The organism is Streptomyces sp. NPDC048258, assembly GCF_043201995.1.
GTDB lineage: Bacteria > Actinomycetota > Actinomycetes > Streptomycetales > Streptomycetaceae > Streptomyces.
Map to the genome: position 1 here is coordinate 1 of NZ_JBICZH010000047.1, position 17,988 is coordinate 17,988.

Here is a 17,988-nt window from a genome sequence, read left to right on the forward strand (position 1 = left end):
GAGATCATTCTGGCCATCCAATGCCGTCCGGCGCAGCAAACCGAGCGACGCGTCGCGACAAGGCGAACGTTGCCTGATGCGGCACTAGCTCCGAGCCGACCAGCACACGAGACGGCCGGAAGCAAGTACCGGCGCACTCCCATAACTCAGCAACATGTTTCTGGTCGCTGACGGAGCGTTTCCAGCGGTGACCAACAAATGTTGCGCACGCACCCAGGCCCAGCGTGAACACCGCCGACGCCGAAAGCAGACCGCGAGCGAACAGCCCAGCTGAATCCCCACTACCGCTCTACGGCGGACCCGCACTGTTCCCCGGCAGACGAAGGACCAGCTTCGCGCCCACCAGCGCGAGGCCGTCGCTAGGGAGTTCCTGACCGGCCCCGCTCTCGTAGGAAGTCAGCCGGAGACCTCGTCGAGGGTGGTCGCGATGAGTCCCGGAAGGAAGTCAATAGCGCGCTTCAGCAGTCCCTCGATGGGCACGGCGTGGTGGTTGGTGTCCACTCCGATGAGCCCGGCCCAGCCAGCCGGCTCGTAGCGGGCCAGCATGGAGAGCGTGTAGATGACCGCCCACCAGGCCATAAGTGAATGCGGTTCCCGGGCCATCGGAGGAGGCGCGGGCAGGAACCACCATGAGCGGCCGTGGCTGCGAGTCAGGTTGCGGAGGTGCTCGCGGCGCTCTTCGGAAGGCGCGTGTCCCTGGGGCATGAGCCAGCTCACTGTGAGCTCTCCGCCGCCGTGCTCATAACGGGTGAAGTCGGGAGGTCCGTCCGGGCCGGGGGTGCTGCGCACGTACTCGTGGTGCTGAGCCAGACCGGGGTACGTCGCGAAGAACGTTGCCAGGGTCTGCCGTGTCCCGTCCTCGATGACCCAGTCGGGGATCTCGCAGACGGGAACGTGCAGTAGAGGGTGGGGGTCGCTGTGGATGCTGCGATGGTCGGTGCAGAGGGCCGGGTGACGCTTCCGGTCGGTGAGCGGGTAGCCGAGGTTGACGGGCAGCATGTCCCATACGTCTTCGAAGCGCACCGGCTGCTTGCCCCAGACCGGGGAGTCGAGTAGCTGGCTCAGCCGAACGAAGCTGCTGCGCGACGTCGCGGGGTCAGTGCGGATCTCGATGTCGGCGAAGGGCTTGTCGAAACCGCTGGCCTTGATGCCGTGCCCGTCGAGCCGCCAGTCTTCCCCCTTGAGGTCGACTGCCGCGGCGGCGATGGCGCGACCGGCCTGGCTCAAGCCGTAGAAGACCTGTAGCGGTCGGGTCGCAGGGCCCACCACGGTGGCGGCGCGGAACATCTGCTCCGCCTGTTCCAGAGCCGCCGCATACGTCTTTCGGCGTGCTCCGTTGCCCGCCTTGCCGGGCGGGTTGGCCCGGCTCGCGCGTAGCTTCTCCCACGCCTCGTCAGGGTCCACCTGCATGTACATGAGCAGACGCTATCCAACCTCTCCGACGAGGCGGGCGCCTTCACCTGATCTGGCCAGGCCACATTTTTTCAGGGGGTGTCGCCGGACCAGTCCCAGCGCCGCCGTCCCCGGTGCGTGGGACGTACAGGGCCCGCCCGCCGGATCCGAAACTGCCCGAGCTCCGTCATCAGCGCGACGCCGGTGTCGATCTCGTCCGGCGTCCAGCCGGTGATGTCGAGCAGCAAGCCGTCCAGCGGCCCGCCGACCAACTCGGCGTACGCCCGGCCGGGCCGCGGGCCCGGATGGGGGTCGTCATGGTCAACGAGCCGTAGACCCGGCCGCGCAGCAACTCCTCATCCCTGTCCCTGCGTCCAAGCCTCCCAGCCGCCACCGACAACGAAGGCTTGCCCCAGGTCACCTTGGGGGCTTGCCCACGCTGTCGGCGGGAAGCTTGGTACTCCAGCGGGATTTCGTGTCCTGGGCTGGTTCCTCTTCGGTAGTGGCTGCGTTTGGCGGTGGCTTGGTGGCGTCTGCGCCAGTGGGACCACATCAGCGCGTGGGCGTGTGGGTCGTGGGGTGGTCCAGGGGCGGGGAGGAGAGTTGCCAGGAGCCTTCGGATCTCTGCCACGGTGAGGGGAATGAGGCTGGTGGATTCGTTTCTGCCCCCTTCGGTGACCCCGGGCGTTGATCCTGGAGCGGTGGGGATCGTGCGAGGGGGCGGGCCATCGAACGTGGCCCGACCCCTCGCGGTTCACCCCGCCCCCGGCCCTGCCGTGTCGACACGGCAGGATCCGGCACCGCCATCGCGCAGCTCAACAGGGTCGTCCAGCTCCAGGTGCGGCCCTTCGAAGTGGTCCAGGCCTCGAACGTGCTTTGCCTCTACTCACGGGAAGGTGAAGCACGCGTAATTCCCGTCCACTTGGCGGACGTAGTCGGCACGAACGCACAGGGAACTCTTCGACTTCACGTCGAGGCGGACGCCCCCGAAGGTCGTGTACTCGTGGTCCAGGAAGGGACCGTCGTAGCAGGACGTGAGGTCATACGGGCCTTCGGTCCGGGTGAACGCCGTGCCGTCCTCGTACGTGCCCTTCAGCACGAATGTCATGTACTGATGGTCGTCGTCGCAGTGGGAGCCCCAGTCGTAGTACTGGGTGGCCCTGACCTCAGTCAGGTGGGTCGCCGTGATGTACCGGATGGACAGACAGAGCTCACCGCTCCAGTTGTCCACACAAGACTCGTTGCTGGCGGCGTACGCCGTGCCCGAGCCAACTCCCGATAGGCCGACCAGCGCCACGAAACCGACGAGCAACGAGCACAATCGTCTGCGGACAGTCATCTTTCCTGTTCCTCCTCTGTCGTGAAATCGTGCGGACGGCGGGCGCGGTCCGCCCCCATAGCGCCTCAGCACAGGCGCCAGCCCTTGGTCCAGGGGTGGTCCCGGCACCACGGGCGCCCGTCCGTGCCGTAGGTCGAGACGCCGTAGGCATAGGTGTAGGCACCGTTCGGCGTGGCGCGGGAAGCCTGTCCTCCCAGGGAGTGCCAGCCACCGCTGCCTTTCCAGGCATGCCAGATGGCGTAGTCGGTGCCCACCACGAAGTACTCGAGGTTGCCGCCGCCCCAGTCGAGGGTGGAGTAGATGAAGTCGCAGATCGCGTAGCCGGTGTAGCCGTAGGCGGTGACCGCGCACGCCGACGCCGTCGGATCACCGTTCGCCGCAGTGGGTTTGGCGACCGTCACCACCGGGCGGGCGCTGCCCGCGGTGTCCTCGCGCGCTGGGGCGGCCGCTGCCGACGGCGCGACCGCGGCGAGCAGGAGCGCCAGCAGGGACACGATCCCCAGCACACGCCCGGTGGCGCTGCGACCGGACTGTCTCACGCTAGTTGACATCGAACCCCCGATTCGTGGTGTGTCCGCCCCGGAGAAAACGACTGTTTCGAGGCGTCGGGCAGGCCTGTTGCCCACGTGCCCTTCGAATTGCCGGCCGGTCACCATTTCCACCAGTGGTAGACGGCGTTGTTGGCCACCGGTACGGGAGCCCCCCCGGACGTGGTCCAGTGCCACTGGTTGTCGTAGTAGTTCCAGTACCACTGCCGGAAGGAGCCGCCTGTGATCTCGGGAATGGTCCTGTGCCCGACGCCCTGTCCGGCGTGGTACACGACCTTGTGCCCGGCGCTCATCCCCGTGGCGGACTCGTTGTCGACGACGTCGTCGTCCTCGGCGCCGATCAGCGTCCAGTCGGTGCCCTGAGCCGACTGCGGCGCGTCGTACAGCCATTTCAGGAGTTCTGATCCGGGCGACATGTCCGCGCACTGGGCCCACAAGGGTGCACAGCCACGGGCCCAGCCCGTGCCCTGATGGGGAGTGGAGAGGGTGACCACGTCCTCGATGTACAGGTACGGCGGCCAGCCGCTTTCCTTCCGGGCCACGCCGGTGAGGGCCGCGCGGGTCACCAGTCCGCCCATGGAGTGAGCGACCACGTCGATGGAGATGTTGTTCTTGGAGTAGGAACTGTAGATGTTCCAGGCGAGCACCCGGCCCAGTTCCTTGATGGAGGTGTTCCTGGTTCCGTCGAGGACCTTAGTGTTGCAGTTGGTGTCACCGCCGTAGAAACTGACGGTGTGGTAGGAGCCTTTCCAGCCATAGGACCACATTGCCTCGCCGGCCTTCTTCCAGTAGCCGAACCAGCAGTCGTGGGTGCCGCCGGCGGAGAAGCCCGGAACGAAGTAGACCGGCCGGGAGGCGCTGTTGTCCCGGGCCGGGGCGGCGTTCGCCACGCTGGGCAGTAGGAGCAGCGAGGCCGACGCGAGAGCGAGCATCAGCCGAGCGATGGGTCTTTTCATGCAGTTCTCCGTCTCCTCATGGGGAGGCTCCGCCGGCGCGAAGCCGCGTTCGCCGTTGTTCGCCGGAGCGGGTGGGAAACCATGGCCAACGTTGCCAGGACGGTCTGGAGCAAGGCCTTGCGGCAACAGAGACTGCTGACCGTCGACAGGCTGAAGCAACAGCAGGCGGCTGTCCCGGACAGTGTCCGGCTGTCCGGGCTGGTCAGGGCCTTGTCCGGATTGCGTCCGGACAGCGAGGGCATGGCGAAATCCGCTGTCGCCCCTTGTGTCACGGCCGCAGCAAGATGACGTTCATGGGGAACTTTGGGGAGTTGTCACCATACGAAGCCCGAGACGCTGCCAGCTTCCTTGCGTCGATGCAGCAGCTCAAGGAGCGTTCAGGGCTGACGTATCGCGAACTGGAGGAGCGGGCCAGCCGCATCCGTAGACTTCCGGCACGGGGTCGTTGTTCCGGCCCGCGCAGAAGTAGCCTTCTTGGCACCCCGCGGCGGGCGCGGCTGTGCTTGTCGTCTTCCCAGATGTTTGGGTGTTCCCCCACCTGAAACGGCGGCTGCGCTCGGAACTGCACTGACGAGCAGGGCGGCGCCCGCAGCACCGGCAGCCGCAAGGCTCCGAAGACGTGTGAATGCTTGGTTGAGCATCTGTACCCCCCTATTCGTGACGCGCTGGATCTCCTCCAATGCAGGAAAGTGAGTGCATTTGCCTTGCGTCCTGGTGTACCGGCCTTGCGGACAGGACAAGAGTCCACCCGGCCCAGTACGGCAATCGACTCGTTTCGGGCTGGCCCGAAACGAGGGCGCCGGGGAGGATCGTCCCCAAGCGCAGAGGAGGGGGCGTTGTGCTGCGGGTTCACTTCGCCAGCGAGGACCTGGCGCAGGTGCGGGTCACGGTGCTGGGGCCGCTGGCGGAGACGGAGCTGAGCCTGCGTACCGTGCAGCGGCGTGACCGTGCAGGGCTGTTCGGAGGGTGGCGTGCGCGTACCGGTCCGCGGATCAGTCCCGACGGGAGGGAGACCGCGCGGTTACTCAGCCCTTCCAGGGGACTGGTGGATCTGTTCACTCTGGTGGGCGCGGCAGGCTGCATGGAGGAGGGGAGCGAGCGGTTGCTCAGCGCGCCGGCCTGGCGACTGCGGGAGGAGTTCTCCGTCCTTTCAGGCACGTCTTCGCGCCGGGCACAGTGGCTGTCCGAAGCGATGGATGCCGACCGGCGAGCGGTGCGGAGGCTGGCTGACGCGCTCCAGGACTGCCATCGCGTCGCGGTAGCCCCGTACTGGGGGCGTATCGACCAGTACTTGGAGGGGGAGGTGGCCCGGCGCGCGCGGATCATGGTCCGGGGCGGGGTGGGGGCGCTGTTGGACAGCCTGCGCCCGATGGCTGTGTGGAAGCCTCCCGTGCTGGAGATCCCGGGCTATCGGCCACTGGTCCACCCCCAGGCCGACTTTCACCTGCAGAACCGTCCGTTCATTCTGTCTCCGTCGGTATTCTGCGGCCCGGCCCCTCAGCTGTTCGCCGGCCCCAACACGGCGATCATGGTCTATCCGGCTCTGCACAACCTCGTCGACGCCGCTGCCCTGTGGGCTCCTCCCGCCGATGCGCGCCGCGGCAATGCCGTTGTGCCGTCGGCTGTGGCCGCGCTCCTCGGCCGTACCAGGGCAGTCGTTCTGTGTGTGATAGCCGACTATCCCGCCTGCACCACGACGCAGCTTGCGAAGCGGGCGGGTATTTCCCCGGCCAGTGCCAGCGAGCACGCCACCACCCTGCGCAGCGCCGGTCTGACCACGCTCACCCGAGACCGGAAGGCTGCCCTTCACACGCTGACCCATCTCGGTATCACTCTGCTGAACACGGCGCCGGGCCCCCACCTCTGACGCGTCAACGCCGACCTCCACTCACGCGAATTTCACCGCCCTGCACGGCCGCCACACGCGCCCTTGCGGACAGTGGCTCCACGCAGGAAGCGGCAACCGAGTACGAATCAGCGCTGTCAGCACCCGCAAAATGAGCCCTGCTGTGCGCGTGATCGTCTACCCGCCGGACGCCCAGGGCGGGCGGGGCGTCCGCTGCGACGGCGAAATCCTCGGCAGAGCCCTCGGCCCGGCGACCTTCTCGAATTCCTCCGGCGGGCCGGCCTCGACCCCGATGACGTCCGCCTGGACGATGCGCTGCTCATCGAGTGGCGCGGCGGCCCTCTCTCCAGGCGGACCTGGCCAACGCCAATGCCCGCGCCTCCCGCCTGGCAGCGCGCGTCCGGCAGCTGGGAGAGCCGTCTCTCCCGCCACCTGGGAGAACAGGCGTGGCGCGCCTCAGGACTTGGCCCTCCTACGGACGTGGCCGATCTCCAGACCACGATCACTCGGCTGGAACAGACCAACACCGAACTGAAGCGGACGCTGGAGGAATGCCAGGGCGAACTCGACGCCGCGCGGGCCGCGAACCGGGACCTCACCCGCGCCCTGAATCAGCGCTGATAGCCCGATCACGTCCGGCACGGGCGAACCCGGGCACGGTCCGCCGCATCCTGTCGGCTGGGCGGACCGTGCCCGGGTCCCAGACTGGCCTGGCCGTTCAGGCCAGAACTTCGACTGCGTCCTGCACCTGGTCGCTGAGGGCGGCAAGGTAGCGCTCGGCGTCGAGAGCCGCGGCGCAGCCGGAGCTGGCTGCGGTGATGGCCTGGCGGTAGGTGTGGTCGACGACGTCGCCGGCGGCGAAGACGCCGGGAATGTTCGTGCGGGTCGAGGGCGAGGCGACCTTGATGTAGCCCTCGTCGTCCAGATCGAGCAGGCCGGTGAACAGCTCGGTGCGCGGGTCGTGTCCGATCGCGATGAACAGGCCGGTGACGTCCAGGTCGCGGAGCTTGCCGGTGAAGGTGTCGCGCAGGACGACCCCGGAGAGCATGCCGTTCGTTTCCTTGATCTCGGCGATCTCGCTGTCGAAGGCGAAAGAGATCCTGTCGTCGGTGAACGCCCGGTTCTGCATGACCTTGGAGGCGCGCAGGGTGGAGCGGCGGTGGACGACGGTGACCGAGCGGGCGAAGCGGGTGAGGAAGGTGGCCTCTTCCATGGCGGTGTCGCCGCCGCCGACCACGACGATGTCACGGTCGCGGAAGAAGAACCCGTCACAGGTGGCGCACCAGGACACCCCGCGGCCGGACAGCTCTTCCTCCTTGGGGAGGCCGAGTTTGCGGTAGCCGGATCCGGTCGCGATGATCACGGACTTCGCGCGGTGCACGGTGCCCTCGGAGTCCGTGACCTCCTTGATGTCGCCGGTGAGGTTCACGGAGACGATGTCGTCGTCGATCATCTCGGCGCCGAACCTCTCGGCTTGGGCCCGCATGTTGGCCATGAGGTCCGGCCCGTCGATCCCGTCGGGGAAGCCGGGGAAGTTCTCCACCTCGGTGGTCGTGGTGAGGGAGCCGCCGACGAAGATGGAGCTGCCGAAGAGCAGGGGCTTCAGCTGTGCGCGGGCGGTATAGAGGGCGGCGGTGTATCCGGCGGGGCCGGAGCCGATGACGATGACGTTGCGTACGTCGTCGGTCGGGGTCGTCTCGGTCACGTCGTGTGCCTCAGGCCTTCGACTTGGCGTCGATCTCGGCGATCAGGCCCTCGATCAGGCCCTTGATCTCGTCGCGGATGGGGCGGACGGCCTCGACGCCCTGGCCGGCCGGGTCCTCGAGCTGCCAGTCGAGGTAGGTCTTGCCGGGGAAGTACGGGCAGGCATCGCCGCAGCCCATCGTGATGATGTAGTCGGACGCCTGGGCGGCCTCGGGGGTGAGGACCTTCGGCTTCTGGTCGGAGATGTCGATGCCCAGCTCGGCCATGGCGGCGACGGCGGAGGGGTTGATCTGCTCGCCGGGCACGGAACCGGCGGAGCGGACCTCGACGCGGTCGCCCGCGAGGTGGCGCAGGAACCCGGCCGCCATCTGGGAGCGGCCAGCGTTGTGGATGCAGACGAACAGGACGGAGGCGGCAGAAGCGGTGGACATCTGTTCTTCCTTGGGGTGAGGCGACTGCGGTGGGGATCAGTGGGGCTTCAGGGGGCGAGCTGGGTGAGCAGCTCGGTGATGCGGGCGTCGATGGCGTCGCGGATGTCGCGGACGACGGCGATAGGCGCTCCGTCGGGGTCGGCGACGGGCCAGTCGAGGTAGCGGCGGCCGGGCATGACGGGGCAGGCGTCGCCGCAGCCCATCGTGACCACGATGTCGGCGGCCTGGACGACCTCTTCGGTCAGCGGCTTGGGGTAGGCGTCGGCCAGATCCACGCCTGCCTCGGTGAGGGCCCGGGCGATGTGCGGCGCCACCTCGCCTGCGGGGTGGGTGCCCGCGGAGGAGACCGTGACGCGCTCGCCCGCCCGGTGGGCAAGGAGGGCCGCGGCCATCTGGGAGCGGCCGGCGTTCTGGCTGCACACGAACAGCACCCGACTCGGCCCGCTCACCAGTCCCTGGGTGTGGGCGAGGGCGTCCAGGCGTTCGGCGGTCAGCCGTTCCGCCAGCACGACGAGGTGCGTACGGATCCGTGCCTGCTCGGCAAGACGCGTGTAGGAGTCGGCTAGCAGGCCCAGCACGGTTTCCGGCGCGAAGTGGCCGGCGTATCGGGTGGCGAGACGGGCGGCCCCCGCGGCCAGGCGTTCGTCCGGCAGCAGGGGCGAGGAAGGCGAGGGCATGGCGATCCCGTTCAAAGGAGCCAATAAGGTCAGTGCGGGCTGGTGTCAGCCCCAACTGATGTGACAGTATCAGTCCATGATGACGTCAGTCGACACTGATCTGATCCGGGTTCTGGCCGACCCGCTCAGGCTCCAGATCGTGACCCTGCTCGCCCGCGAGACGCTCTGCACCACCCACCTCGTGGAAGAGACGGGCGCCAAGCAGACGAACCTCTCCAACCACATGAAGGTGCTGCGGGAGGCGGGGGTCGTGGAGACGGAGCCATGCGGCAGGTACATCTACTACCGACTGCGCCCGGAAGTCATCGAAGCCCTCGCCGGTCAGTTCGCCGACCTCGCCCAGACCGCGCGAGCCACCGCAGAAGCGAACCTCAAGCGGTCCTGCCCATAGCCTTTCGCGCTTCGCCTCACCTGCCCGAGGAGAACCAGCCTTGACCGCCACCAAGCCCGTCGGCACCCCGATACCTGCCGACGTGCCCCAGCCCGCCCCCGGCGCGACCCCGCCCCGCACCCCGCTGATCGCCCGCGCCGCCGCCGAGCTGGTCGGCACCGCAGCCCTCGTCGCGGTCGTCGTCGGCTCGGGCATCCAGGCCACGAAGCTCACTCAGGACGTGGCCCTGCAGCTGCTGGCCAACTCCACCGCCACGGTCTTCGGGCTCGGCGTGCTGATCGTCCTCCTCGGCCCGGTTTCCGGCGCCCACTTCAACCCGGCCGTGACGCTGGCCGAGTGGTGGGCCGCCCGCCGCGGCGGCGCAGGAGTCAACGCCCGCGAGGTCGCTGTCTACGTGCCCTCGCAGATCGCCGGTGCCATTGCGGGCGCGATCCTCGCGGACGCGATGTTCGGCGAGCCGCTGGTCAAATGGTCCACCCACGACCGCTCCGCCGGGAACCTGCTGCTGGGAGAGGTCGTGGCGACCGCGGGCCTGATCCTGCTGATCTTCGGCCTGGCCCGCACCGACCGCCTCCGCTTCGCCCCCGTCGCCGTCGCCTCCTACATCGGCGCCGCGTACTGGTTCACCTCCTCCACCTCCTTCGCCAACCCGGCCGTCACCATCGGCCGCGCCTTCACCGACACCTTCGCGGGCATCGCCCCGGCCTCGGTGCCCGGCTTCATCGGCATGCAGCTGATCGGCGCCGTGGTGGGCCTGGCCCTGGTGGCGGTCATCTTCATGCACGGCAAGACGGACAGCGGGACGCCTTCGGCATGACACACCGCACCGAAGTGGTGGTGATCGGCGGCGGCCAGTCCGGGCTCGCCGCCGGCTACCACCTGCGCCGCCTGGGCATCGAATCCGTCATCCTCGACGCCCAGGCGGCACCCGGCGGAGCCTGGCAGCACACCTGGGACTCCCTTCGCCTGTTCTCCCCGGCCCAGTACTCGTCCCTGCCCGGGCGGCTCATGCCCGTCCAGAAGGGCGAGCTCTACCCGGACGCCGCCCACGTGGTCGCCTACCTCACCGACTACGAGAAGCGGTACGCGCTCCCTGTCCAGCGCGGCACCTGGGTCGAGAGCGTGCACCGTGACGGGCCCGGTCTGCGGGTCGAGACGGACTCCGGTTCCTGGGCCGCGCGGGCGGTCATCAGCGCCACCGGCACCTGGACCCGCCCCTTCCTGCCTGCCGTACCCGGACGCCGCGAGTACCTGGGCCGACAGCTCCATACCGTCCAGTACCGCAGTCCGTCCGAGTTCGCCGGGCAGCGCGTGGTCGTTGTGGGCGGGGGCAACTCCGGCGCACAGATCGCCGCCGACCTCGCCCACGCCGGCATCGACCTGACCTGGGTCACCCAGCGTCCACCGCGCTACCTGGCCGACGACATCGACGGCCGAGCCCTCTTCGACCACGCGACCGCCCGCAGACGCGCCCTCGACGAAGACCGCACGGGTATCGGAGGCGTCGCCTCCCTCGGCGACATCGTCGCCGTCCCGCCCGTCCGCGCGGCCCGCGACGCCGGACTCCTCAGCGCCAGGCCGATGTTCGCCCGCCTCACGGCGACCGGGGTCGAGTGGGCCGACGGTACCCGGGCCGAGGCGGACGCGGTCATCTGGTGCACCGGATTCCGCCCCGCCCTCGCGCACTTCGCCTCCCTGCGCCTGCGCGGCACCCGCGGCCACATCGCCATGGACGGCACCCGCGCCGCGGACGAGCCCCGTCTGCACCTGCTCGGCTCTGGAGACTGGACCGGCCCGGCATCCGCGACCCTCATCGGCGTCGGTCGCCCGGCGAGAGAAGCCGCCCGGGAGATTGCCGGCTTCCTCGCGTGAGCTGGCAGCCTGAGTCGGAACTCAGGTGATGACGGTGGCGCTGTCGACCCAGCGGGCCAGAACGCTGAAGGCCGCCAGTTGCTCCAGCGCCTCGTGCTCGGGCAGTTCGGGCAGCCCGTCCTCGTGACTGTTGGGGTTGCGGATGGCGGCGTAACAGCCCTCGGCAAAGGCCATGGCCCCACGGTGCACGTTGCGGTAGGTGTCGCTGCCGTCCCTCGGCGTTGATCTTCCGAGCGGCCGCTGTGACCGCCTCACGGAAATGTCCGCTCTGCCACAGGGGGCGTGCGCCTTCCCAGGCCCAGGGGCGCATGGTGCCGGCGCTCACCTGCGGGGCGTCATCACCGAGCCGCTGACGTATCTCGGCGTCGCGCTCCAGAACGACGACCGCACGCTGGGCGGCAAAACTGCGGACCGGGCCTTAGCCCGTCGCGGAACTGCGGCGTTCCAGCAGTACGACGTCGCGCCAGACCCCGTGAAGGCGGCCGATGCGTTCGCGGGTTCCGATGATCCGAAACCCGGCCCGTGCGTGGAGGGCCAGGCTGGCGGTGTGCTCTGGGAAGATCCCAGACTGGATGGTCCAGATGCCTGCGGTCTCGGTCGAGGAGATCAGCGCGTCCAGCAAGGCGCGGGCGACCCCGCGGCTGCGGGCGTCGGGGTGGACGTACACGGAGTGCTCGACCACGCCCGCGTACGCGCACCGGTCCGAGACCGTGCTCGCCGCGACCCAGCCCGACACCCGGCCGTCGTCGACGGCGACGAAGCGGTGGTCGGGCAGCTTGGCCCTGTCGAACGCGGCCCAGTCGGGGGCCTGCGTCTCGAAGGTCGCGTTGCCCTCGTCGATCCCCGCCTGGTAGATACCCAGCACTTGCTCGGCATGCTCGGGCAGGAGCTCCTCGACCCGCACCGTGGTCACGCCGTCTTCGCGGCGCCGGCCAGCAGCGCGCCCATGGCGGCGAGTACGGACGGTTCGACCCGGTAGTACACCCACGTCCCACGGCGCTCGGAGGACAGCAGGCCCGCCTCCTTGAGCTTCTTCAGGTGGTGGGAGACCGTGGGCTGGGAGACGCCGACATCGGAGATGTCGCACACGCACGCTTCTCCGCCCTCGTGGGAGGCGACAGCGGAGAACAGGCGCAGGCGCACGGGGTCGCCGAGGGCCTTGAACATCCTCGCGGCGACCTCGGCCTCCTGGGCCGACATGGGGCGCTCGTTCAGCGGCGGGCAGCAGGCCACGACGGGGTCGGGCTCCAGGAGCGGCAGAACCTTCGTATTCGACATACATCTATGTTGACACACATCGAACTAAGACGGCAGGGGGTCAGCTGCGGGCCAGGTGGGCGGCCAGACGGCTGACCGCTCGGGCGGCGTCCCTGCCGACGCCGCGCAGCGTGTTCGAGGACAAGCTGCGCTGCCCCTCCAGCCCGACGAAGGCCAGGCCCGGATGGACGGGGGATGCGCCGTCGCGGTGGCGGGGGTGTCCGGCGGGGTCGAGGGCGCCGTCGAGTCCGGCCAGGTAGGGCGGGTGGGGGCGGTAGCCAGTGGCGAGGATCAGTGCGTCAAGCCGCTCCGTGGTGCCGTCGGCCCAGGTGACCCGGTCCCCGGCGAGGCCGGTGAACATCGGGCGCCGGTCAGGGGTGCCTGCGGTGAGGGCGGCCCGGTGGCGGCCGTCGTCCAGGACCGGTGGGGCGGGCGGAGTCTTCAGCAGCCGGCCGAACGGGGCGGCGTCCAGGCCGGTGCGGGTGAGCCAGAAGTGCAGGTCCTTCCCCAGCACGTACTGCCGGGCGAACTTCACCGGTGCCCGCGTGGCCAGGGTCGCGGGGCTTTCGCGGGCGAGTTCGGAGGCTATCTGCACTGCGGAGTTCCCTGCTCCGTCCACCACGACGCGCTGCCCGGCGAACAGGCCGGGATCGCGGTAGTCGGCCGCGTGCAGCACCCGGCCAGTGAAGGACTCCACGCCTTGCAGGGCAGGTCGGTGCGGGCAGCCGAAGCTCCCACTTGCCGCGACCATCGCCCGGGCAGCGAGCTGTCCGCCGTCCTCCAGCTCGACGGTGAATCCGCTGCCGTCCGCCCGGACCGCTGTCACGCGCCGCCGGGTGCGGATGTCAGCCTGCAGTCGGGCGGCATAGGCAGTCAGATAGGCGACGACCTCGTCCCGGTGCGGGTATCGGCCCGGGTCCCCGCCGAACGGCATGCCGGGCAAGGCACTGAACCTGGCCGGGGAGAACAGGGTCAGGCTGTCGTAGTAGTGCGGCCACGACCCGGCAGCCCGGTCCGAAGCCTCCAGGACCACCGGCGTTCGGCCCTGACGTGCGAGTGCGTGTGCGGCGGCGAGGCCGGCCTGGCCCCCTCCGATGACGGCGACGTCCACATGCTCCACAACAACCTCGCTTCGACGAATGTCTATGTTGACGGACATCGAAACAGGTGTAATGCTGGCAGCGCAAGCCATCGACAGACATCGAAACAAACAGGGAGCCGACCGTGAACGCGCCAGCCATCACCGACCTGCCCGTCGTCGTCATCGGGGCCGGCCCGGCCGGTCTCGCGGCCGCCGCCCACCTCGTCGACCGCGGCATCGAACCCCTCGTCCTGGAGGCCGGCCCGGTTGCCGGAGCCGCGGTCCTCGAGTGGGCGCACGTGCGGCTGTTCTCCCGCTGGGGCGAGCTCGTCGACCCCGCCGCCGAGAAGCTCCTGGCCCCGACCGGCTGGGTCAAGCCCGCCGAGGGCACCTACCCGTCCGGTGGGGACTGGGCCGACCTCTACCTCCAGCCCCTCGCCGGCGTCCTCGGCGAGCAGGTGCGCTACGGCGCGACCGTCACCGGCGTCTCGCGCACCGGCCGCGACCGCGTCGTCGACGCCGACCGCGAGGCCCAGCCCTTCGTCGTCCACTACGAGAGTGCGGACGGCCACGAGCAGCGGGTCCTGGCCCGCGCCGTCATCGACGCCTCCGGCACCTGGTCCACCCCGAGCCCGGCCGGTGGCAGCGGCCTCGCCGCCCTTGGCGAGAAGGCCGCTGCCGACCGGATCACGTACCGGGTCCCGGGCCTGAAGGACCCCGCCGTCCGGGCCCGGTACGCGGGCAAGCGGATCGCGGTCATCGGCTCCGGCGCCTCCGCCTTCACCGCCCTCGCCTACCTCGCCGATCTCGCCAAGTCCGAGGACGGCAAGGGCACGCACGCCACATGGATCCTGCGCCGCGGGATCTCCGGCTCCACCTTCGGCGGCGGCGAAGCCGACCAACTCCCCGCCCGCGGCGCCCTCGGCCTCGCCGCGAAGGCAGCCGTCGACAGCGGCTACGCCGACGCGGTCACCGGTTTCCGCACCGACACCTTCGAGCGTGACGGTGATGGCCGCCTGGTCCTCGTCGGGGAGGACGGCCGCCGCCTGGACCCGGTCGACGAGGTCATCGTCCTCACCGGCTTCCGCCCCGACCTGACCTTCCTGGACGAGCTGCGTCTCGGTCTCGACGAGCGCCTGCAGGCCCCGACCGCGCTCGCCCCGCTGATCGACCCCAACCAGCACTCCTGCGGCACCGTCTACCCGCACGGCGTGAACGAGCTCTCCCACCCGGAGAAGGATGTCTACCTCGTCGGCATGAAGTCCTACGGCCGCGCCCCGACCTTCCTCGCGATGACCGGCTACGAGCAGGTGCGTTCCATCGCCGCCGCCCTCGCCGGTGACCGCGAAGCCGCGGCGCGCGTCGAACTCACCCTCCCCGAGACCGGGGTGTGCGGCGGCGCGGGCCTCTTCGACGAGCCGGAGGCCGCCGAAGCGTCCAGTGGCGGCTGCTGCGCAGCCCCGGCCACCCTCACCATCGGCAGCGCGCCCGCCTCCTCCGGCGGCTGCTGAACCGTGCCCGACACCAAGGTCGGCGTGGCCGCGACCGGAAAAGGGGACCGGTCGCGGCCACGCGCCGTCCTGCCCGCCCTCTGCCTCACCCAGATCACCAGCTGGGGCATCGTCTACTACGCCTTCCCCGTCCTCAACCCCGCCATCACCGCCGACACCGGCTGGAGCGCGGGAGCAACCACCGCAGCGTTCTCCGCCGCCCTCGTGGTCTCCGCCATCGCCGGGATCTACGCCGGCCGCGTCCTGGACCACCGCGGCCCCCGCACCGTCATGACCGCAGGCTCCACCCTGGGCTCCCTGAGCCTGCTGGTGATCGCCGCGGCCCCCAACCTGCCCCTCTTCCTCGCCGGATGGCTGCTCGCCGGAGCCGCGATGGCCGCCATCTTCTACCAGCCCGCCTTCGCCGCCCTCACCCGCTGGTGGGCCCCCGACCACATCCGCGCACTCACGATCGTCACCCTCGCCGGCGGACTCGCCTCCACCGTCTTCGCACCCCTGACCGCGATACTCGCCGACCACATGTCCTGGCGCGCCACCTACATGGTGCTCGCCGGCATCCTCGCCGTCCTGACCATCCCGGCCCACGCCCTCGCCCTGAAAGCCCCCTGGCCACCGGCCCCTCCGAGCCCGCCGCACGTCATCGGCGGCCACCAGGGCGTGGTGCGCAGCCGGGCGTTCTGGATGCTGGCCGCCACGTTCACCCTCTCCGCGTTCGCGATGTACGCCGTCGTCATCGGCCTCGTCCCCCTCCTCCTCGAACGCGGCTGCACCACCACCCAGGCCGCATGGGCCCTCGGGCTCGGCGGCGCGGGCCAGACCCTCGGCCGCACCCTGTACGCGACCCTCGCCCGCCACCTGAGCCTCACCGCCCGCACCGTCACTCTGATCGCACTTGGCGCCCTCACCACCGCAGCCCTCGCAAACGTGGCCGGCCCGTACGCCCTACTCATCGCGGTATCCATCCTCGCCGGGGTGATCCGAGGCAACCTCACCCTCCTCCAGGCCACCGCCGTCACCGACCGCTGGGGCACCACCCACTACGGCCGACTCTCCGGACTCCTCGGCGCACCGGCCCACGCCGCAGCCGCCCTCGCCCCCTTCGCCGGCGCAGTCCTGGCCGGGCCCCTCGGCGGCTACCCCGCACTCTTCGCCCTGCTCGCCACACTGTCGATCACTGCCGCTGTCACAGCCCTCGGAGCCCGCCCGCACAGCAAGGAAGGAATGACTCACCCGAACCGGCGATAGCACCACACCTGTTGCAACGACTACGGTGAACACTCCGCGCGCTGAGCTGCACAGACTCTCCGTCTCCTGCCTCGCGCCACACCTACTCCCCCAGAGAATCCCTTTTGCGTTCCGTGCTCGGCCGCTGCGGAGGCAAGCCGCCAAAGGACGGGGACATGGACGCGTGGCTCGGTCGGCGGCCCAGCAGCAGGCCCGTGCGCATCCAGGCGGGGTGCGGAATCGGGTGCAGGGCTCTTCGCGGTGTCAGACCTGGGGCGCGGCTACCTGGCTCGGGAGGGGGCGGCCGCGCTGCTGCCCAGGGCAACACGGGTCTGGTTGATGACCGCCTGACGCGCCCGGCGGTAGCCCGCCATGGCCTGCTCCCGCTCCCGGCGCCTGGCTTGCGGATCCTGCTGGGTGCGCCGCAGCAATGCGGAACGCTGCGGGGGGATGAGGGCGGCCACCGCGTCCAGGGATTCGACAGCGGGGCCGTACTCGGGTGGCGTCTGGGCCCGGAGGTGCGGCATCCAGTGCGGCTTCTCCGCACGGTCCAGACGGCCCAGGTGACCCAGCGCTCGGGATGCCGCCGTGTCCCCGGACTCGGACAGCTCACGCAGCACGTGGAACGCCCGTTCGTTCTTCGCCCACGTCCGCTCGGCGTCCCGCAGGCCAACCATGGAACGCTGCAGGTCCCCCAGGGCCGAGCGTGTCTCCTCAGGCACGGCCAGTTCCGCCTCGGCGTGCGTCAAAGCGAACGCCCTCTGGGCCGCCCGAAGTTCCTCCTGGGCGTCGGTCTGCCACATGAGGTTGATGGCGTCCACGTACTGGCTCGCTGCCCGCAGGTGCAGGGGAACCACCGTCCAGACCCGCTCGCGTACGGCCTGGTCGTGCGCGGCCCGTGCGGCGGTGGTGGCGGCCTCGCGGGCGGCCGCGGCCTGGGCGCGGCCACCACGGGCCTGGAGCCATGACCCGAGCACGGTCCCGCCCACGGTGCCGATGACACCGACGGCGCCTATCAGCGCGGTGGTGATCTGCGGATCCATGTGTGTTCCCCCCCATCTCTCATGGCCCCTGCCCGAGGCTGGCCCCAGAGGTCCGCTCCCCGCGCCGACCAGAGCGATCATCAACTTTGGGTGCATGGCGGGATGATGCCGGGCTCGGTGCTGCTCCGCACACCGATTCGCGAAAAGGGGCATACAGGTTCCCCGCTTGTCGGTGGAAGTTTGCACATGTCGCGGGCCCGGCCCCGAACTCGGGGCCGGGCCGCGACACCCCTACAGGTAGCGGTCGAGGGGCACCTGGGGACCATGTGCTGGTCGTGGCAGCCGGAGGACTCCCGGAACATGGCGAGCTGGGCGGTACTGCGTCTCGCCGAACTGCCGGCGGCCGCGCGGACATGAAGCCGTTGGACCGGCAGCCGCCCGGCTTCTCCCGAAGGACTCCGAGCGGTGGTGGCGGGAGGTAAAGCCACGGCGGCCGCGTACGCGGCCGCCGTGGCCGCTGACGACAGCTACCCGTCCACCTGGCAGGAGGTCGAGGACCGCGCCATGCTGTGGCGTCTAGGGCGCGTATCGAGTCGTGATCATCGGGTGGTCCTGGTGAGGTCTTTGATCCAGATCATCGAGGCGTGCAGGTAGAGACTGGCGAGGTAGCTGTCGGGAGTCTTGATGCCCCTATGGATGTCAAGCAGCGACGCAGGCGGGTCCTGACTGGTCAGCCGGAGTGTTCGCTGGGACGAGAAGTCGGTAGATCTCTCGTG

19 protein-coding genes and 1 pseudogene are annotated in these 17,988 nt (G+C 69.8%); 7 read left to right on the top strand and 13 right to left on the bottom strand.

The genetic code is table 11. The annotated features are described in order from the left end of the window. Positions 1-396: 396 nt before the first annotated feature. The 5 genes and pseudogenes from ACGFYQ_RS41195 to ACGFYQ_RS41215 form a co-directional block, all read right to left on the bottom strand. The gene (locus tag ACGFYQ_RS41195; RefSeq protein ID WP_393752357.1) at positions 397-1,416 is read right to left on the bottom strand and encodes a YaaC family protein; all 1,020 of its coding nucleotides are present in this window, start codon (positions 1,414-1,416) and stop codon (positions 397-399) included. 68 nt (positions 1,417-1,484) lie between these two features. Further along, positions 1,485-1,786, bottom strand: a pseudogene (locus ACGFYQ_RS41200) (hypothetical protein). 492 nt (positions 1,787-2,278) lie between these two features. Continuing rightward, entirely contained in the window at positions 2,279-2,731 is a 453-nt protein-coding gene (locus ACGFYQ_RS41205) for a hypothetical protein (protein ID WP_393752359.1), read from the bottom strand. A gap of 65 nt (positions 2,732-2,796) precedes the next feature. After that, positions 2,797-3,270: a hypothetical protein gene (locus tag ACGFYQ_RS41210; RefSeq protein ID WP_393752361.1), complete on the bottom strand. Its 474-nt coding sequence runs from the start codon at positions 3,268-3,270 to the stop codon at positions 2,797-2,799. Between the two features lie 110 nt (positions 3,271-3,380). Beyond that, the gene (locus ACGFYQ_RS41215; protein ID WP_393752363.1) at positions 3,381-4,235 is read right to left on the bottom strand and encodes an esterase/lipase family protein; all 855 of its coding nucleotides are present in this window, start codon (positions 4,233-4,235) and stop codon (positions 3,381-3,383) included. A gap of 838 nt (positions 4,236-5,073) precedes the next feature. On the opposite strand from ACGFYQ_RS41215, the gene ACGFYQ_RS41220 reads away from it, so the two are divergent. After that, positions 5,074-6,102 carry a winged helix-turn-helix domain-containing protein gene (locus ACGFYQ_RS41220; protein WP_393752365.1) on the top strand — a complete coding sequence of 343 codons (1,029 nt, stop codon included), beginning with the start codon at positions 5,074-5,076 and terminating at the stop codon, positions 6,100-6,102. A 459-nt stretch (positions 6,103-6,561) separates the two neighbouring features. Further along, positions 6,562-6,702, top strand: coding sequence for a hypothetical protein (locus ACGFYQ_RS41225; RefSeq protein ID WP_393752367.1), 141 nt, complete (start codon positions 6,562-6,564; stop codon positions 6,700-6,702). A 97-nt stretch (positions 6,703-6,799) separates the two neighbouring features. On the opposite strand, the gene trxB is transcribed toward ACGFYQ_RS41225, so the two are convergent. The 3 genes from trxB to ACGFYQ_RS41240 are packed head-to-tail and all read right to left on the bottom strand — an operon-like array spanning position 6,800 to position 8,893. Further along, positions 6,800-7,786, bottom strand: a complete 987-nt coding sequence (gene trxB / locus ACGFYQ_RS41230) for a thioredoxin-disulfide reductase (protein WP_393752369.1) — start codon at positions 7,784-7,786, stop codon at positions 6,800-6,802. A 10-nt stretch (positions 7,787-7,796) separates the two neighbouring features. After that, a complete protein-coding gene (locus ACGFYQ_RS41235; RefSeq protein ID WP_393752371.1) occupies positions 7,797-8,216 on the bottom strand; it encodes an arsenate reductase ArsC in 420 nt (139 codons plus the stop codon). A gap of 47 nt (positions 8,217-8,263) precedes the next feature. Then, positions 8,264-8,893, bottom strand: a complete 630-nt coding sequence (locus tag ACGFYQ_RS41240) for a low molecular weight phosphatase family protein (protein WP_393752373.1) — start codon at positions 8,891-8,893, stop codon at positions 8,264-8,266. Between the two features lie 76 nt (positions 8,894-8,969). Between ACGFYQ_RS41240 and ACGFYQ_RS41245 the strand changes: the two genes are divergently transcribed. The 3 genes from ACGFYQ_RS41245 to ACGFYQ_RS41255 are packed head-to-tail and all read left to right on the top strand — an operon-like array spanning position 8,970 to position 11,156. Further along, entirely contained in the window at positions 8,970-9,284 is a 315-nt protein-coding gene (locus ACGFYQ_RS41245) for a helix-turn-helix transcriptional regulator (protein WP_052876863.1), read from the top strand. A 40-nt stretch (positions 9,285-9,324) separates the two neighbouring features. Then, on the top strand, positions 9,325-10,101 hold the full coding sequence (locus ACGFYQ_RS41250; protein ID WP_393752376.1) for an aquaporin: 777 nt from the start codon (positions 9,325-9,327) through the stop codon (positions 10,099-10,101). After that, a complete protein-coding gene (locus ACGFYQ_RS41255) occupies positions 10,098-11,156 on the top strand; it encodes an ArsO family NAD(P)H-dependent flavin-containing monooxygenase (RefSeq protein ID WP_393752378.1) in 1,059 nt (352 codons plus the stop codon). The genes ACGFYQ_RS41250 and ACGFYQ_RS41255 overlap by 4 nt, the downstream gene beginning before the upstream one ends. 21 nt (positions 11,157-11,177) lie before the next feature. Here the strand turns inward: ACGFYQ_RS41255 and ACGFYQ_RS41260 are convergent, their stop codons facing one another. The 4 genes from ACGFYQ_RS41260 to ACGFYQ_RS41275 all read right to left on the bottom strand — a co-directional run bounded on the left by ACGFYQ_RS41260 (position 11,178) and on the right by ACGFYQ_RS41275 (position 13,533). After that, on the bottom strand, positions 11,178-11,411 hold the full coding sequence (locus ACGFYQ_RS41260; RefSeq protein WP_393752379.1) for a TIGR02391 family protein: 234 nt from the start codon (positions 11,409-11,411) through the stop codon (positions 11,178-11,180). Positions 11,412-11,574: 163 nt separating this feature from the next. Continuing rightward, a complete protein-coding gene (locus ACGFYQ_RS41265; RefSeq protein ID WP_393752380.1) occupies positions 11,575-12,069 on the bottom strand; it encodes a GNAT family N-acetyltransferase in 495 nt (164 codons plus the stop codon). Next, on the bottom strand, positions 12,066-12,434 hold the full coding sequence (locus ACGFYQ_RS41270; protein ID WP_393752382.1) for an ArsR/SmtB family transcription factor: 369 nt from the start codon (positions 12,432-12,434) through the stop codon (positions 12,066-12,068). The genes ACGFYQ_RS41265 and ACGFYQ_RS41270 overlap by 4 nt, the downstream gene beginning before the upstream one ends. Before the next feature lie 40 nt (positions 12,435-12,474). Further along, positions 12,475-13,533, bottom strand: coding sequence for a flavin-containing monooxygenase (locus ACGFYQ_RS41275; protein WP_393752390.1), 1,059 nt, complete (start codon positions 13,531-13,533; stop codon positions 12,475-12,477). A 104-nt stretch (positions 13,534-13,637) separates the two neighbouring features. Here ACGFYQ_RS41275 and ACGFYQ_RS41280 point away from each other — a divergent pair, with 104 nt between their 5' ends. Together ACGFYQ_RS41280 and ACGFYQ_RS41285 are read left to right on the top strand one after the other, a co-directional pair. Beyond that, positions 13,638-15,005 carry an FAD-dependent oxidoreductase gene (locus ACGFYQ_RS41280; RefSeq protein ID WP_393752384.1) on the top strand — a complete coding sequence of 456 codons (1,368 nt, stop codon included), beginning with the start codon at positions 13,638-13,640 and terminating at the stop codon, positions 15,003-15,005. Positions 15,006-15,008: 3 nt separating this feature from the next. Then, on the top strand, positions 15,009-16,250 hold the full coding sequence (locus ACGFYQ_RS41285) for an MFS transporter (RefSeq protein WP_393752386.1): 1,242 nt from the start codon (positions 15,009-15,011) through the stop codon (positions 16,248-16,250). A gap of 260 nt (positions 16,251-16,510) precedes the next feature. On the opposite strand, the gene ACGFYQ_RS41290 is transcribed toward ACGFYQ_RS41285, so the two are convergent. Further along, entirely contained in the window at positions 16,511-17,272 is a 762-nt protein-coding gene (locus ACGFYQ_RS41290) for a hypothetical protein (protein WP_393752388.1), read from the bottom strand. Positions 17,273-17,988: the final 716 nt, after the last annotated feature.

What these genes read in the sequence shown, in the direction of transcription:
- ACGFYQ_RS41195 (WP_393752357.1), bottom strand. Translation starts at nt 1,416, where the DNA reads ATGTACATGCAGGTGGACCCTGACGAGGCGTGGGAGAAGCTACGCGCG.
- ACGFYQ_RS41205 (WP_393752359.1), bottom strand. Translation starts at nt 2,731, where the DNA reads ATGACTGTCCGCAGACGATTGTGCTCGTTGCTCGTCGGTTTCGTGGCG.
- ACGFYQ_RS41215 (WP_393752363.1), bottom strand. Translation starts at nt 4,235, where the DNA reads ATGAAAAGACCCATCGCTCGGCTGATGCTCGCTCTCGCGTCGGCCTCG.
- ACGFYQ_RS41235 (WP_393752371.1), bottom strand. Translation starts at nt 8,216, where the DNA reads ATGTCCACCGCTTCTGCCGCCTCCGTCCTGTTCGTCTGCATCCACAAC.
- ACGFYQ_RS41240 (WP_393752373.1), bottom strand. Translation starts at nt 8,893, where the DNA reads ATGCCCTCGCCTTCCTCGCCCCTGCTGCCGGACGAACGCCTGGCCGCG.
- ACGFYQ_RS41245 (WP_052876863.1), top strand. Translation starts at nt 8,970, where the DNA reads ATGATGACGTCAGTCGACACTGATCTGATCCGGGTTCTGGCCGACCCG.
- ACGFYQ_RS41255 (WP_393752378.1), top strand. Translation starts at nt 10,098, where the DNA reads ATGACACACCGCACCGAAGTGGTGGTGATCGGCGGCGGCCAGTCCGGG.
- ACGFYQ_RS41270 (WP_393752382.1), bottom strand. Translation starts at nt 12,434, where the DNA reads ATGTCGAATACGAAGGTTCTGCCGCTCCTGGAGCCCGACCCCGTCGTG.
- ACGFYQ_RS41290 (WP_393752388.1), bottom strand. Translation starts at nt 17,272, where the DNA reads ATGGATCCGCAGATCACCACCGCGCTGATAGGCGCCGTCGGTGTCATC.